Raw genomic sequence first — 15,142 nt, 5'->3', positions numbered from 1 at the left:
CGAGTACAGATAACATTTGGGTGTTAAAGCCACTGCCCGCCACTGCCTCGATAGGACAGCATCATGACTGACAACACCCCACGGCTACGCGCTGGCGACCAAGCCCGCCACACTGCGCTGGAACGCTTGGAATGGGCATTCCGCGATGGCCAGATTGACTTTGCGGAATTGCAGGAGCGCACCGAGAAAGCCCAAAAGGCGACGTACATCGATGAGTTGCCCGCATTGACACAGGACTTGTCGCTGCCCGCGAACCTGGCCGAGCCGACTCCACATGCGCACCCAAACCCTAACCTGCGCCCGAACCTACACAGCGTCCCGGACGAGCACCATTCGGTGGCACCGAATGCAGCCAACAATCATCAACCAGCTCGGATTGATAGCTCCGCCGCGGCAACTGGTTCGAAGCTCTCCATCGGCATCTTCGGCGGCACCGACAAGAGAGGCCCGTGGACGTGCGCTCCCACGCACACCACGGTGGCGGCCTTCGGCGGGACTGGCTTGGATTTCCGCGAGGCCATCCTGACCGCGGAAACCACTGTCGTCAACATTGGCTGCGCCTTCGGTGGAGTCGACGTCATTGTCCCCGACCACTACCAGGTTGATGTCGACGTGCTGCCCATCTTCGGCGGCACGGATGTTACTGGAAACCCGGGACGTAACCTTCCTGCTCCTGGCGCAGGACAGGCTCCGAAGATTATTGTGCGCGGCTTTGTCGCTTTCGGCGGCGTCGAGGTCAAGCGCGTACCGCACTAGAGCATGCTGCAATAGCACGTGGGCAGTAGCATGTGCGCCGGAGCACGTGGGCAGTAACCGACGGGCGCCTAGCGAGCCGCTACTCACCCACTCCTCACCGGCTACTCGTCCCATACCTCCGGCGGCATTGCTGGGAACGGGGTCGTCGGCGGCAGCGTTGCCACAGCTGAACGCCTGGACAGGCCACACACCTGCAACAGGTCCACCACCAATGAGCGGGACTGCGCAAACACAACCTGTTCCGACAGCGTTGCGTCCTCGATCACGCGTGGGTGCATTTTCGCCGCTAAACGACGCAAGTACCGAACCACGTCTTCAAGCTTGACCTCTCCGGATCCCTCGGAAAGCTGAGCGATAGCGATGTCGCCGGACTCGAAAGGCAACTCGCCCCACTCTGGGATTCGGCGCACGGCGGCTTCGTCGTCAAGCACATGACTGACCAGACGCGTACCTTCAGACACGCCGAGAACAAGTGCGCACAGTTCGGACGAGAAGTCGATGTGGTCCTCACGTGCTGTGATAGCGCGACGCGCGAGCACACGGATGTTGCGCATGGCGTTGTCGACGGGATGAACCATACGTGACAGCGAGTGGATTCGATCCCGGGAGCGCCAGAGCAACGGCGAGATACGGACCTGCTCGCCCGCGTCGGCGACAGTGCGGTCCATCAGCGAGACTTGCGCCTGCATGGAGCGCACCACGCTCAGTGCGGTGCGGATGCGATCGGTGTCGCCCTCTTTCATGCCGATGCCGATGTCATAAAGTACATCTGCACCCATGTCGAGGACCTTGGCCACCTTGCGGCGAGCACCCGCCAGCGGGCTTCGCGGCAATATCATGAGCACAATAATGCCCACCACACCACCGACGAGAGCATCGATCATTCGGTAATAAGAACCAGCGGTGCCCGGCGGAATAATGGTGGCGATGAGCACGGCTGAAGATGCCGCTTGGTTGACCACAAGCGGTCCTCGACCGACAAACACACCGATGACCATGGCGACGAACACACCGACGGTCAGCTGCCAGATACCCGAGCCGAGGATGGAGATAATCACATCACCAATGCCGACTCCCAACGAGGCACCGAGCACCAACTCCACAGAGTGCTTTAAGCGAGGACCTGCGGTCATCACGTTGAGGCTGATGAAAGCGGCCATCGGCGCGAAGAACGGGTTGGGGTGCCCCAGTACCTCAAGTGCGAACCAGTAGGCCAACCCAGCGGCTAACGTGGCTTGGACAATGAGCATCCAACGGGAGCGCACACGGTCAATCGCATGGAGGAAACGCGTGCGGGGCCTCACTTTCTGACGCAACTTGTTTGCTGCGCGGGAGGCCGGATGTAGGTACGTATTGCGAAAATCTTGGAAATCCGGGCGCGGATTATCCTCGACGAATTGCGTTTCCTTAGCTTCGACGAGGTCGTCGACATGCGCGGGAGCAAGGTCCTCTAGATTCCTGGCAGCTGCGGCATCCTTATCTTCCCCACCAGCTATGCCAGCCATGCCGAAGTCACCATCCTCATGTAAAAAACTGTGCGCTTTTTATGTACCCGTTGTGCTGTTGTGCACTCTTATGTGCCCGCTGAATCTCTGTGCGCGATTAAAGACCCAGTTCTGGCAACGCGGATTCATCACTGTCACGCAGCAACGCCATCATGCGATCGAATTCATCATCCTCGCCGATAGCCTTAGCAGCCTTAGCCAACGCTGCGAAGGCGCGGAGCACACCACGATTCGGCTCGTGCTCCCACGGAATGGCTCCGAACCCCTTCCAGCCGTTTCCACGCAGCAGGTCCAGACCGCGGTGGTAACCAGTGCGAGCGAAGGCATAGGCCTGAATCTCCTGGCCCTCGGACAAGGCGCTTTCAGCCAAATCCGCCCAAGCCTGGGAATCGCGCGGGCATGCGCGAACCACGGCCTCCGGGCTTGCGCCACCGTTGCGGGCAGCAACGGCCTCGTCAAGAACGGGGAGCTTCACGGGAGCAGGAGCCATCATGTCATTGAGTTTCATGCGTCCTATTGTGCCAGGCATCACGTGGCGATGGCAGGGGCTCAGTAGGTGACTCCCTGTTGGCAACGGCGGGCACAGCGCGGTGGTACAACGTCGGCAAGCGCCAGATGACGACCAACTAGCGTTCCCCGACTACTCCGGGCAGCTCGGCTTCGTCGAATCCAACGACTCACCATTTTCCAGCTTGGTCGCAACAAAATCGGCCACTCGGGCGCACGCTTCCATCAGCATCCAACCCGACAGTTGGACAGAGAGGTCACGCTCCTTAATCGCCGAACCGCGAACCGCGCCACCGACTGATTGCGCAACCGAACCGCCCTGTGGGAACTGAGCATTATCGTTCCAATCTGCGGGGAAAAGCGGCAGGCCATCAACCTCGAGGCGGTGGTACCAGCACTTCTCCCCCGAAGCCAGAACCAGTCGGCGAGCAATGCGAGCTGCCGCGCGATTCATGCGATTGTCTCCAGGCAAACGCACCGCCGCATCGGCGAGGTATCGCACCAGGATGCCGTTGAACAGACCACCATCGCCGCCACCGGCACCGGCGATAACATTGTCGGTGGTCGCCAAATCCTTTGCCACCGCGTGGATGAGGTTTTGCACGCGCGTGAAATACTTCGTCGCCTGTTCACGCTGGCCGTGCGCCCGAAGCGCAAGTCCCACTTCGAGGCAAGCGCCAATCATGACACCCTGGTTGTACGTAAACATGCCCTTCTGCACGACGGCACCTGCCATGGACAAGCGAATGCCGTCGTAGAGCAGCCCTGAGTCCGACAGGAGGTTGGCGTAAACCCAATCGATAAGTTCCTCTGCCTCCTTGATACGACCAGCCCGGGCCAGAGCGATGGCTGCAGGACCGTTCGAGGGGACGTTGAAAAAGAGGTCCTGCTCACGCCACGGCAGCACACCCGTGGACTCCTGCCGACCATCGCCCAAGCATGAAATCAGCCGTGCTGTCGTCTTCTTGGGCACCGATGCGCCGAGGACAGCGTCGGCACGCCCGAGCGCCAACGCCATCCACGCGCGATCGTCGTAGTACTTGTTCTTGGTCAGCAGCGTGAGGTTGCGAATGCGGATACCCCGAGTGGTCTGGCGGATAGCGCGGTACTTCTCCTTAGAAGGCACGCGCTTGGCTGCGTCTACCAGGCAGTCGAGATACTGCGCCTGCCACCAGTAATGCCAGTTGATGAAGACCTTATGTCGAAGCGGCGCGGGCCAGGAAGCCATTGCCAAATTCGTGCCCGGAAGACCCCACAGCTTCGCCGCATGACGGTTGCGAATCGCCTGTTCAGCCACGTCCGCACGATAGGCCCACGTTTCGGCCTCCGGACGCGACATTTTTAGAACCACTGGCTCTCCTTAAAACGGCTGTGAAACAGCTCTAAAACAGCCTTCGAAATAAAACACCTAAGCAGACAATTACCAGGCCGCGGTGATATCTGCATGAGTACGAATCCAAGAGTGCATGGCAATACCCGCCGCTACCCCCGCATTTATCGAACGCGTCGAGCCAAATTGGGCAATCGACACCGTCAAATCCGCCGCCTGCTGTGCTTCTTCAGTCACTCCCGGCCCCTCCTGGCCGAAGAGCAAAAGACAACGCTCGGGCAACTCAACGGTTTCGATGGGTACGGAGCCCGGCACATTGTCCACGGCCACGACAGCCAAATCATGCTCGCGCGCCCAGCTAATGACCTCCGACACCGTCTCGTGGTGCAGCAAGTGCTGGTAGCGGTCAGTCACCATCGCGCCGCGACGATTCCAACGCTTGCGCCCCACGATGTGCACGGCCTCCACCAGGAAGGCATTTGCGGTGCGTACCACGGTGCCAATGTTGGAGTCATTCTCAAAATTCTCGATGGCGATATGCAACGGATGACGACGCTTATCCAGCTCCGCGACGATAGCCTCCATCGTCCAGTAGCGGTAGGCATCGACGACATTACGTCGGTCGCCCTCATCCAGAAGCTGCTCATCGTATTCTGGGCCGGTCGGCCGGGGTTCGTTCGGGTGCTCCTGCTCCCACGGCCCCACCCCGACACGAGCCTCAAACCATTCCGTCGGCCCCTTCCCGGGCTCAGGCGCGGTCAAGAGCCAACAGCCCCTCGACCAGGAACAACTGCGCCACGGTGTAGGTGTCCATCACTGCCGCATTCAGAAGCTTGCCGACGACGCCCTCCTCCGCAAACATCTTTCGAGCCATCAGTAGCGTGTCGGAGACGAGGAACAGGTTGCCACCGTGGCCGAGGCCGTAGGCGGCATCGGCAATCGGTAGGCCGGTCTGCTCATCAGTACCGACAGCACCGGCACCCTCCAGCAGCGCCGGGTCATCGGCCAGTGCGGAGGTCACAGCCAGCAGCGGACCGTAGCCAACAGCAGCGGGCAGCGCCTCGGGCTTTACAGCACCGACCAGCGGTACCGAACCAGCCCACAGTGGGAAGCGAATGGCAGCACGCAGCGCGCTAATCCGAGCTCCGGCACGCCACAGCAGCACGTGGTAGGCAACCTGGTTAACTGCGAACGGCACAGAACCGCGGTTCAGGTTCGGCTTATTCGGCATGAGAATCAAGTCGCCCAGCCAACCGCCGGCGAGGCCGATGAGCAGGGTGGTCGTCGTAAAGCGAGACGTCTCGTGGCGACGGCGCCAAACATTGGCCGCCAACAGTGGCATGAGGACAGTCTTGGAAACTCGACGTGGAGTCTCCCAGCCGAAGGCACTGGAGACAACGTTGACCGCACTGGCGGCGATGTAGCCGGCACGTTCTGGGGCACGGCGAGTGTCGGAGCTCGCGCTGGCGATACCGACGAGTGCGCCGAGGCCCTCGCCCGTGCGACGCACAAACATGTCAGCGACGGTTTCCTTTGTGCCGGGAAGTTTGGTCGTGGTGAGCTTGGACAGGAGTCCTGCGCGCTTGGTGGTCATGGGGATGTTCCTCTTTCGTGGGACTGCGTTGGGGCGGTGAGCTGGGTGAGGCTCGGTGAGCAGGGTGAGGCTCGGCGAGCAGGGTGAGGCTCGGCGATAGCTCTAGCGCTCAGATTCTTAGGCCAGACCCAAGTCATCCAAACCGAGCAGATAACGGTACTCCAGGCCTTCAGCCTTGATGACCTCGCCGGCACCCGTCGCGCGGTCAACCACCGTGGCGACACCGACAACCTCAGCACCGGCCTCACGTAGGGCAGCGACGGCAGTCAGCGGAGAGTTGCCCGTCGTGGTGGTGTCCTCAACAACCAGGACCTTCTTGCCCACAATGTCCGGCCCCTCGATGCGGCGCTGCATGCCGTGCTTCTTGGCTTCCTTACGCACCACAAAGGCATCAATTGGGCGCCCTTCGGCGTGCATGACAGAGGTAGCCACCGGGTCCGCGCCAAGCGTCAGACCACCGACGTGCGCGTAGTCCCAGTCTCCAGTGAGCTCTCGTAGCAGAGAACCAATCAGACGCGAGGCCTCATGATGTAGAGTGGCGCGGCGCAGGTCAACGTAGTAATCAGCCTCACGTCCAGACGACAGCGTGACCTTGCCATGAACAACCGCCAGCTCCTTGACCAGCTCGGCCAAACGCTGCAGCTTCTCCTGATTGACATTGCTCGTGTGGATGCTCATCTGAGGTTGTCTCCTAAATAAACGACTGTGTGCTCAAGGATATGTCTGGTTCTACTCGTCCGCGGAATCAGGGGTTACGCCCTTGTCCTCGGACATAGATTCGGTGGGGTCGTCGCTGCTGTCGAGGTCTGGGGCGGCGTCGGTAAAAATACTGGCGGGCTTCACATTTGATCGCACCACACGCCCCTGGCTCGAGCGCATCCGGCTATGTTCGGGGTCCTCCCCAAGCGCAGGAATCTGCTGGTCAGAATCCCCAATGTCCTCCGACTCACCAACGTTTGCACCCATCTTTCGTGCCGTTGACCGCGAAGGCAGCGCCGTCGGATCAAGCGGTATATCCCGCGTAGGGCGCCACGACGAGCCGTCAATCGCCTGCACCACCGTGGGTTGTGCATTGCTTTGCGACGACCACTGCGAATCATCCGTGGTTGCATCCACGGTGGCAGCGGACGAGGACGAAGGAGAATCTGCGTAAACAATTTCCTCAACGTCCAGCGGCTCTTCGCCCTTGCTATTCTGCGCGCTGTGACTCTGGGCATGCCCGTTCTGTGAGCTGTGATTCTGCGATTCATGGTTAGCAGAACCGTTGCGACGCTGGTCTGGTACCGCGTGCAAGTGCCCACGCCCGGTTCCATCCGAGATCAAGGAACCAGAGTCAACGGACTGCTCGGTGAGCTGCAAACGAGTGGGATCCCACTGATTAGCGTCCGGAGCGACGGTTTCACCTTCCGCCGGTGGCAACCTGCGCGCAATGTCGGAGAAGTCCGACAGCGATGCCAGTGCACCGTCCCAGTCCTCTGGCACTGAATTATCAATCAACTGAGCCAAGGACCAGGAGTTTTCGGACCACATGCGGGTAATGGCCGGGTGCACGTCGGCAAGCATGCGAGTTGCACGGTCGTCGAAGATGCGATGAATGAGCTCTGGGTCGGTAGCTGCGACTACCAGGCCGGCTTCGGTGGCTACGTGAGGCAGCGTCGTGCCGCCGCTGCGGCGCAGCTCGAAAACCTCATCGCTGGATACAGAGCGGCGGATGGCGATGGTGGTGATGCCACCGACATCGGCGAGGTGCATTTCCCGGCCAAAGGCGAAACCGGAGACCACGGCCTTGGCATCGCCGTCCGGCGTGCGCTGCCAGTACGACGGCAGCTCATGGTCCACACGGTTGTAGACAGAATTACGTTCCTGCGCCCAGGCCTTCCGCAAGTGACGCACCCGGCGACCGCTGATACGTCGACGGACAGGAGCCACTGACTTCTGCTGGGCGCGCTGCGGTTGCGCGGGCTGGGTGGGCTCTGTGGGCTGGGCGGGTTGGGTGACCTGAGTGGCCTGGGCGTGCGCCGCAAAATCGGATGATTGCGGCACTTCGCCGGTCTCGGTATTTTCGACCGACGCAGCCTGGAATTCTGTACCGTCAACAGTTCCAGTGCGAGCGTCAGCGGCGGTGGTGCTGTTGGCCTCTGTGGCAATGGTGTCGCCCACTGAACCTGTCTCGGGCTCATCCACGGTATCAGTATCTTCAGCAGTCACTGACTCGGCTGGCTCCGCGCCGGCCCCTGTGCCAAACTCCGCGCCGGACTCCGCGTTACTTCGGAGAGTCCCGTCCGTTCCCGCATTCAGGTCAGCTGCTGGTCCCGATGTTTCGGAAGCTCCCGTGTTTTCTGTTGCTTCGGACATTTCAGCAGGGGCCGCCGGTTCGATTCCCGCGACAGATTCAGGCTCCGCCGGCATCATTTGCCCAGCTGAAGTACCCAGTTCTGTCGTCGAAAACTCAGTTTCAGGGTCAACTTCAGCGGCACCATCAGTCTCAGCGACAACCTCAGAGTCAGCGCCAGCTGCGACATTCGGTCTCACCACAGAAGCTGTCTCAGAGCTGCCCTGCTCTGAAGAATCCGGCTGTTCAGGCACAACATCTTCTGCCGCCACACCGGTTACTTCGCCGGTGGAGTCCGAAGGCTCGTCGTAAAGCGATGGCGACGAAGGAGACGCCACAGCAGTCTCACTTGTGCTGCGACGGCGGCGGTCGACAACGAACAGCGCGACTGCGGCGATGATGAGGATCGCTGCGAGGGTGAATACTAGGGGAATCATTAATCTCCTAGCTTAAGCCAGAAGCCGTTCTATTTGGTCAGCGACAATATGCCGTCCCCCGTCTGGCGCAATGCCAATGCCCGAGGCGAGAGCGTACAGGACTCTCTAGAACCGTAAGGGCGAGGGGAAATATCCACATGGACGACACATCAGGGGTTCCCTGGGGGGCGGTCGCCCTGCCCCGGACACATGCGAGTCCGGCGCCGCTTAGAAACGGACGATAGGCAGGCTCGGATTGCCAGCCCACTGGGACCAGCCTCCGACATACAGCGAGGCGTCAGTAATGCCCGCTTCTTCCATGGCCTGAATGAACAGTGAGGAATGAAGACCGGAACCGGAGTAGACCGCTACGTTACGACCGGCTTCGATACCGACGGAGGCAAAGCGCTCACGGAGCTTCTCAACAGGCAGGAAGGAACCGTCGGCATTTTGCAGACTGCGAGCCGCCAGGTTCACGGCACCCGGGATGTGACCTGCCTGCAGATCGACGCGCTCACTGCGGCCTTCAAAGCGGCTGGACTCACGCGCATCCACCAAAATTCCACGTTCAGACCAGGTGCGTACGTCGTCGAGGCTGGCAACAGGCATATTGCCCTCGCTCACCGCAATCGTTCCAGGCTGCGGCAGATTGCCGGGACCGAAGGCAGTCTCGTTTCCATCTGCTTCCCAAGCAGCTAACCCGCCGGTGAGGACACGCACATTCTCCAGACCCGCCCAGCGCAGAATCCACCAAGCACGTGACGCGAACAGCCCATCGCCCGCGTCGTAGACGATCACCAGATGCTCCGAGCGGACTCCCCAACGACGGACGGCATCGCGCACACGCTCGATATCCGGCAGCGGGTTGCGACCAGCTTCTCGGCTGGGAACACCCGCTAGATCCAACTCGGGATCACAAAACACGGCCAGAGGGATGTGAGCCGTAGCGTAGGAGTCATATGGTTTTTTAGCGCGCGACCAGCGTGCGTCAACGACGACGATGCGACCGCCGCCGGCAATCTTGTCACGAAGCTCTTGTACCGAGATGGATGTTGTCATAATCCCGGATTCTAAATCGATTGACTTGGTAGCGCGATATGTACGTTATTAAAACTAGGAGCTCGGGAAGATGTCTGAAGATGCTGCCCACCTGGCCGTTTTCATCTCAAACGCAGGCCATGGAATCGGCCGTGCCACCGCAGAAAAACTGCTTTCCCGCGGCTAAACCGTCGGAGTTGTTGACGTCTCTGCTCGAAAATGTCAGCACTGACGGCACCAAGCGCATGGGTATTCGCATCACACCAGCTGATGTCGCCAACGCAATCGTCGACTGCATCGACCAGAAACAGGACACGATTACTAAGGCTGACTTCCCTGTCAGCCTGCCGACAAAATTGCTGCACTATGCCGCCAGCGTCGGTGCCCCTTTCCTCAACCGCTTCATTAACGCAAAGCTGACTACGAAACGGAAGATCAGCCTCTAAGCCAGGACCCCGCTCCCTACCCGACTACCCACCGGGATCCTGTCCCGTCTCACCATTGCCATCCGCTGTGTCCCCCGCCCGTGTCTCTCGCGCTTTACGACGCAACCAGCGCCCCGGGCTATCGAACGTATCGGGGTCCTCATTGGATTCCGCTTTTCGGTTTCCTTCCTTGCCTTTCGGGGCCACCCAGACCACACGATCAGTAGAGACCGGCTCGCACTCCCCACTAACCCCGTCCCCTTCGTCAGTTCCTAGAATCCCCGGCACCTCATCCGGCCGAAGCGTCCACCAAGCATTTTCATCACATCGAGCATCATCGATCTTTCGATGCGTACCCGGATCAACCAACGTGAGATTATCCAGATCAGTGCCACCACCGGAAGACCACGACTGCACATGGTGAACATCACACATAGCTCCCGGAGTGCCCATGCCCGGCGCGGAGGAACCTCCTTCCTCTCCAAGAAGGGCCAGATACTGTGGCAAAGTCCCCAGCCTGCGGGACCGACCAAAGTACAAGGTCTGCCCCTCATTCCCCAAGACTTGGAGGAACGAATTTCTATCAACCATCTGTTGCACGGCCTGACTAATGGAAAATCGCACTCCCGCATCAGAGACCGCTTTGCCCGATCCAGGAAGTACAAAATCTTTCCCATCAGGCAAGGAGACTCCAGCTAGCGCTGCCACATCTGCGATATGCGCGACGGTGACCACCGATGTCGTCCCCCGCGCCGGCTGAAGGTCACCGCCTGGCTGAAAGCCCCCATTCACCGCCGCTTCCACGGCATCATGAAAACGCTGCTCCGGATTCCGCTGGTCATCGGCACCTTCTTCGAGTAACCCGCCAGGGCGCGCATGATCCGCCTGCAGCCTTTTGAGCACCGCTGCAAACGAAGGCGTAACCACACCGCTCAACCGGCTCATGCCGTCCGGCCCCTGAGCACCGATTTTTAGGCTTCGTTTCCGAGCGCGGTCCTCATCCGTATACGGGTCATCAACCCCCAACATCGCCCGCAGGCGGTTCGGCAATTTATTGAGATCATCAACACGGATCTTGTCCACTAAATCTGCAATGTGCTTGTCCAGCAGCCTAGACAGCTGTGCATGCTCCGTTGCCGGCAGCTCACGAACGGCTTTGTCAATCTTCGAAACAGCATCCGCACCGACAACACCTTCCTCAACCTTCTGACGAAGGTTCGGCATTCGCACATCCTCATTCGCCGGAGCAAACGGATCAACATTCCTACTCAGACGTCCGACGACATTGATACGCTGCCTCGCTTCTGCTCGCGAGATTCGCATCTCCTGCGCTAGCCACGCGATCCTTCGGTGCTCCGCGCTGGGCATCCGCCCCTTCATGGTCTCCACATAAGTCGCATCAATTACTGCGAGTCGTTTTCGCGCTTTCTCAATCGACTTATATGCATCGTGCGCATGATCCGGCGAAAGTACTTCGAAGTTCTCCACGATGACTGTCGACAGAGCTTCAAACTGCGCAACCGCATCTAAAACCTGCGATGTCGAAAGCGGTCCACCGCCGTTTGACGCCGATGGTGTAGACATTTCCCCACCCCTTTTAAAACGCTAGCAATCCGAATCCCCAAATGGACTAACTAATTTCCCTCCCCCACATTATCGCACACCCATTCGACACACCACAACCCCCTAAGTCAACTTTTTCGAACTTTTTTCCGAAACGCTGCCTCGCTTCCAGCGCCTAAACACCCCACCATCCGCCCTGAACACCCGACCAACCCGCGCAGCCCCCACCAAAAACTGCACGCCGAAACCCTAAAACCGCACCACCATCACGTCATGGTCCGGGAAGCTCGAGCGTCCCACTAGCTCAAACCCCGCCTTCACATAAGCTTTCGCCGCCCGCGGATTGGCATCATGGACAGCCAGACTAACCCCCGGGTACCCCAGCTCACGCGCATACTCAAGGAGCCCCGCAATCATCGGCTGCGACAGCCTGCGCCCAACAACACCTGGACGCAGCGCAATCGCTACCTCAGGAATCCCATTTTCCACGAAACCGTACCCCGGTCCGTCCTGCGTAAACGTACGCAGCCAGGCCGCCCCCACCGGCACTTCGTAGCTCTCGTGCTCTTCACTTGACGACGAATCCCCGCGCTCCAACCATTCCTTCTTAATGGCGGCCGCACTGTAGGTAGCCTCGCGAGAAACCCTCGGTTCAAATGGGTCAGTGCGGGTCATGTCGCTACTGAGCGACTCGAGGTCAGCGTCGTCAAGCGAAGTGGCGAAAAGGATAACCCCGCCCTGACTCGCGTCCCACTGGTCGACGTATTGACGCCTCGTGACTACATAATCTTCCGGCAGTGGCTGACTTTCATCTCCGAATGTTTCCGTTAGTTCGTCCATCCAGGCAATGAAGGGGAGGTCGGAGTCTGTCGCTGGTCGCCACTGAAAGTTAGTCATATTTGCGCACTATACCGGCGCACTCCAGACTGACCGGAATGCAACAAGCCCACACGGTCGGTCACAAGACACATAAATCTGGACAATAAAAGCACAAAAAGGGCGGTTCAGGAGAAAACTCTCTCAAACCGCCCCAACAAACAGACAGCCTGCTCAGCAGTTATCGCCCTGAGTATCAGGCGCCCTAGATTCGGGCTACGCCATCCTCGTCATAGCCGACAACCTTCAGCGACTCGCCATCGTCAGCAACCGTGACCTCTACGCGGTCACCATCGCGAACATCACCAGCGAGCAGTCGACGTGCCAGCTCATCGCCGATTGCCTTCTGCACCAGACGACGCAACGGACGGGCGCCGTAGGCCGGGTCGTAGCCGCGCTCCGACAGCCAATCCAGTGCCTCATCGGAGACATCCAGCACCAGACGACGTGCCTCCAGGCGTTCTGCCAGGTTGCGAACCTGAATGTCCACAATGCCGCGCAGCTGCTCGGAGGTCAGCGGATCGAAGATCACTACATCGTCGAGACGGTTGATGAACTCCGGCTTGAAGGCCATCTTGACCGCATCCATGATCTGCTCATGCGTACCACCAGCACCGAGGTTGGAGGTCAGAATCAGAATCGTGTTTCGGAAGTCCACGGTTCGGCCCTGACCATCGGTCAGGCGACCCTCATCGAGCACCTGCAGGAGCACATCGAACACGTCCGGGTGAGCCTTCTCGACCTCGTCGAAAAGCACGACGGTGTACGGACGGCGACGAACAGCCTCGGTGAGCTGACCGCCAGCGTCGTAGCCGACGTATCCAGGAGGAGCACCAATCAGACGAGCGACAGAGTGCTTCTCGCCGTACTCGGACATATCGATGCGCACCATCGCACGCTCATCGTCGAAGAGGAACTCCGCCAGCGCCTTGGCCAGCTCTGTCTTACCAACGCCAGTTGGACCGAGGAACAGGAAGGAACCAGTCGGACGGTTCGAATCGGCAACACCCGCACGCGAACGGCGGACGGCATCGGAGACAGCCTCCACAGCGGCATTCTGACCAACAACGCGACGGCCGAGGTTGAGCTCCATTTCGAGCAGCTTCTCGGTCTCACCCTGCATCATCTTGCCAGCCGGGATACCCGTCCAGGCGGAGACAACCTCAGCGACTTCCTGAGGCGTGACCTCCTCCTTGAGCATGGAGTTTTCCTCTGCGTCAGCGACCGATTCCTCGGCGGCCTCCAGCTTCTTCTCCAACTCAGGGATGCGTCCGTAACGCAGCTCTGCGACGCGCCCGTAGTCACCTTCGCGCTCAGCCTTTTCGGACTCAGTGCGCAGGGCATCGAGCTCTTCGCGGACGGAGCGGACATCATCAATCGAGGACTTCTCGTTCTGCCAGCGAGTCTTCAGAGCGTTGAGCTTCTCGCGCTCATCTGCAAGTTCCTCACGGAGCTTGTCCAGACGCTCCTTCGACGCGATGTCAGTTTCCTTCTCCAGGGCCATTTCCTCGATTTCGAGGCGGCGCACGATGCGTTCCGCGGAGTCGATTTCCTCCGGCGAGGAGTCAATCTCCATACGCAGACGCGATGCGGCCTCATCAACCAGGTCGATAGCCTTATCCGGCAGGAAGCGGGATGTGATGTAGCGGTCCGACAGCGTTGCTGCAGCCACCAGCGCGGAGTCCTGGATGCGAACACCGTGGTGGACCTCGTAGCGCTCCTTCAGACCACGCAGAATACCAATGGCGTCCTCAACGCTCGGCTCACCGACAAAGACCTGCTGGAAACGACGCTCCAGCGCAGCATCCTTCTCGATGTACTTGCGGTACTCATCCAGGGTCGTCGCACCGACCAGACGCAGCTCACCACGAGCCAGCATCGGCTTGATCATATTGCCCGCATCCATCGAGCCATCACCCGTGGCGCCAGCGCCAACGATGGTGTGAATCTCATCGATGAAGGTAATAATCTGACCGTCGGATTCCTTAATCTCGTCCAGAACCGCCTTCAGGCGCTCCTCGAACTCACCGCGATACTTCGCACCGGCGACCATAGAGCCCAGATCCAGGCTCATCAGCGTCTTGCCCTTCAGAGATTCCGGCACATCACCTGCAACAATGCGTCGTGCCAGCCCCTCTACAATGGCCGTCTTACCAACGCCCGGCTCACCAATGAGCACCGGATTGTTCTTGGTACGACGACTCAAGACCTGTACCACGCGACGAATCTCCGCATCGCGGCCAATAACTGGGTCAATCTTGCCCTCACGTGCCCGCGCGGTTAAGTCCGTCGCATACTTTTCCAGAGCCTGGTACTGCTCTTCTGGATTCTCCGTTGTTACCTTCCTCGATCCACGCACACTAGTCAGCGCACCCTTTAACGCCTCGGCAGTAGCACCCGCCGACTGCAGCACAGTTGCCGCCTCCGACTGGCCAGTTGCCACACCGATAAGCAGAATTTCCGTGGAAACGTACTCGTCTCCCAGCTCCCCCGCCAGCTCCTCGGCGGCGTTCAGAGCATTAACGGCGTCCCTATTAAACTGTGGGTTCGCCATATTCGCCCCGCTTGCCGACGGGTACCCCGCGACCAACTCCTTAGCGCGGGTCAAAACCCCGGAAGGATTAACGCCCGCTGCTTCAAGCAGTGGAGCCGCAATACCCTCCTTTTGCTCCAGCAGTGCTACCAGAATGTGCCCAGGCCGGATATCCGGGTTACCCGCGCTGGTCGCGGCCTTCATAGCTTCCTGGAGAACTTCTCCAGTCTTAGTTGTTGGTGTAAAACTCATAACTTGCGCCCCTTT

At 59.7% G+C, this 15,142-nt stretch carries 13 protein-coding genes; 2 read left to right on the top strand and 11 right to left on the bottom strand.

The window, feature by feature from the left end; all coding sequences use genetic code 11:
- Positions 1–63 precede the first annotated feature (63 nt).
- Entirely contained in the window at positions 64–756 is a 693-nt protein-coding gene (locus tag ADM64_RS07735) for a DUF1707 SHOCT-like domain-containing protein (protein WP_049193771.1), read from the top strand.
- 101 nt (positions 757–857) lie between these two features.
- Here the strand turns inward: ADM64_RS07735 and ADM64_RS07730 are convergent, their stop codons facing one another.
- The 8 genes from ADM64_RS07730 to ADM64_RS07695 form a co-directional block, all read right to left on the bottom strand.
- Positions 858–2,261: an FUSC family protein gene (locus ADM64_RS07730; RefSeq protein WP_005510217.1), complete on the bottom strand. Its 1,404-nt coding sequence runs from the start codon at positions 2,259–2,261 to the stop codon at positions 858–860.
- Between the two features lie 97 nt (positions 2,262–2,358).
- On the bottom strand, positions 2,359–2,769 hold the full coding sequence (locus tag ADM64_RS07725; RefSeq protein ID WP_016421545.1) for a DUF3151 domain-containing protein: 411 nt from the start codon (positions 2,767–2,769) through the stop codon (positions 2,359–2,361).
- Positions 2,770–2,901: 132 nt separating this feature from the next.
- The gene (locus ADM64_RS07720) at positions 2,902–4,119 is read right to left on the bottom strand and encodes a glycoside hydrolase family 76 protein (RefSeq protein WP_049169856.1); all 1,218 of its coding nucleotides are present in this window, start codon (positions 4,117–4,119) and stop codon (positions 2,902–2,904) included.
- Positions 4,120–4,188: 69 nt separating this feature from the next.
- On the bottom strand, positions 4,189–4,860 hold the full coding sequence (locus ADM64_RS07715; RefSeq protein ID WP_038626765.1) for a TrmH family RNA methyltransferase: 672 nt from the start codon (positions 4,858–4,860) through the stop codon (positions 4,189–4,191).
- Positions 4,847–5,692, bottom strand: coding sequence for a lysoplasmalogenase (locus tag ADM64_RS07710; protein ID WP_016421548.1), 846 nt, complete (start codon positions 5,690–5,692; stop codon positions 4,847–4,849). Before ADM64_RS07710 ends, ADM64_RS07715 begins: the two co-directional genes overlap by 14 nt.
- A gap of 117 nt (positions 5,693–5,809) precedes the next feature.
- Entirely contained in the window at positions 5,810–6,370 is a 561-nt protein-coding gene (gene pyrE, locus ADM64_RS07705) for an orotate phosphoribosyltransferase (RefSeq protein WP_049193770.1), read from the bottom strand.
- 51 nt (positions 6,371–6,421) lie between these two features.
- Positions 6,422–8,461: a hypothetical protein gene (locus tag ADM64_RS07700; protein ID WP_049193769.1), complete on the bottom strand. Its 2,040-nt coding sequence runs from the start codon at positions 8,459–8,461 to the stop codon at positions 6,422–6,424.
- A 207-nt stretch (positions 8,462–8,668) separates the two neighbouring features.
- Positions 8,669–9,499 (bottom strand): sulfurtransferase, encoded by an 831-nt coding sequence (locus ADM64_RS07695; RefSeq protein ID WP_049193768.1) that lies wholly within the window; start codon positions 9,497–9,499, stop codon positions 8,669–8,671.
- A gap of 131 nt (positions 9,500–9,630) precedes the next feature.
- Here ADM64_RS07695 and ADM64_RS07690 point away from each other — a divergent pair, with 131 nt between their 5' ends.
- The gene (locus tag ADM64_RS07690) at positions 9,631–9,924 is read left to right on the top strand and encodes a hypothetical protein (protein WP_193390814.1); all 294 of its coding nucleotides are present in this window, start codon (positions 9,631–9,633) and stop codon (positions 9,922–9,924) included.
- Between the two features lie 24 nt (positions 9,925–9,948).
- Here the strand turns inward: ADM64_RS07690 and ADM64_RS07685 are convergent, their stop codons facing one another.
- The 3 genes from ADM64_RS07685 to clpB form a co-directional block, all read right to left on the bottom strand.
- Positions 9,949–11,487: an HNH endonuclease signature motif containing protein gene (locus ADM64_RS07685; RefSeq protein WP_049193765.1), complete on the bottom strand. Its 1,539-nt coding sequence runs from the start codon at positions 11,485–11,487 to the stop codon at positions 9,949–9,951.
- A 228-nt stretch (positions 11,488–11,715) separates the two neighbouring features.
- Positions 11,716–12,363: a GNAT family N-acetyltransferase gene (locus ADM64_RS07680; protein WP_049193764.1), complete on the bottom strand. Its 648-nt coding sequence runs from the start codon at positions 12,361–12,363 to the stop codon at positions 11,716–11,718.
- 184 nt (positions 12,364–12,547) lie between these two features.
- On the bottom strand, positions 12,548–15,127 hold the full coding sequence (clpB, locus tag ADM64_RS07675) for an ATP-dependent chaperone ClpB (protein ID WP_049193761.1): 2,580 nt from the start codon (positions 15,125–15,127) through the stop codon (positions 12,548–12,550).
- Positions 15,128–15,142: the final 15 nt, after the last annotated feature.

It is taken from the genome of Corynebacterium sp. 401_CJEI (assembly GCF_001076435.1).
Classification (GTDB): domain Bacteria; phylum Actinomycetota; class Actinomycetes; order Mycobacteriales; family Mycobacteriaceae; genus Corynebacterium; species Corynebacterium jeikeium_D.
The sequence above is the reverse complement of the archived record's forward strand: the minus strand, read 5'-3'. Positions and strand labels throughout refer to the sequence as shown.

Coding starts and splice junctions, on each gene's coding strand:
- ADM64_RS07735 (WP_049193771.1), top strand. CDS start 64: ATGACTGACAACACCCCACGGCTACGCGCTGGCGACCAAGCCCGCCAC.
- ADM64_RS07730 (WP_005510217.1), bottom strand. CDS start 2,261: ATGGCTGGCATAGCTGGTGGGGAAGATAAGGATGCCGCAGCTGCCAGG.
- ADM64_RS07725 (WP_016421545.1), bottom strand. CDS start 2,769: ATGAAACTCAATGACATGATGGCTCCTGCTCCCGTGAAGCTCCCCGTT.
- ADM64_RS07710 (WP_016421548.1), bottom strand. CDS start 5,692: ATGACCACCAAGCGCGCAGGACTCCTGTCCAAGCTCACCACGACCAAA.
- pyrE (WP_049193770.1), bottom strand. CDS start 6,370: ATGAGCATCCACACGAGCAATGTCAATCAGGAGAAGCTGCAGCGTTTG.
- ADM64_RS07700 (WP_049193769.1), bottom strand. CDS start 8,461: ATGATTCCCCTAGTATTCACCCTCGCAGCGATCCTCATCATCGCCGCA.
- ADM64_RS07695 (WP_049193768.1), bottom strand. CDS start 9,499: ATGACAACATCCATCTCGGTACAAGAGCTTCGTGACAAGATTGCCGGC.
- ADM64_RS07685 (WP_049193765.1), bottom strand. CDS start 11,487: ATGTCTACACCATCGGCGTCAAACGGCGGTGGACCGCTTTCGACATCG.
- ADM64_RS07680 (WP_049193764.1), bottom strand. CDS start 12,363: ATGACTAACTTTCAGTGGCGACCAGCGACAGACTCCGACCTCCCCTTC.
- clpB (WP_049193761.1), bottom strand. CDS start 15,127: ATGAGTTTTACACCAACAACTAAGACTGGAGAAGTTCTCCAGGAAGCT.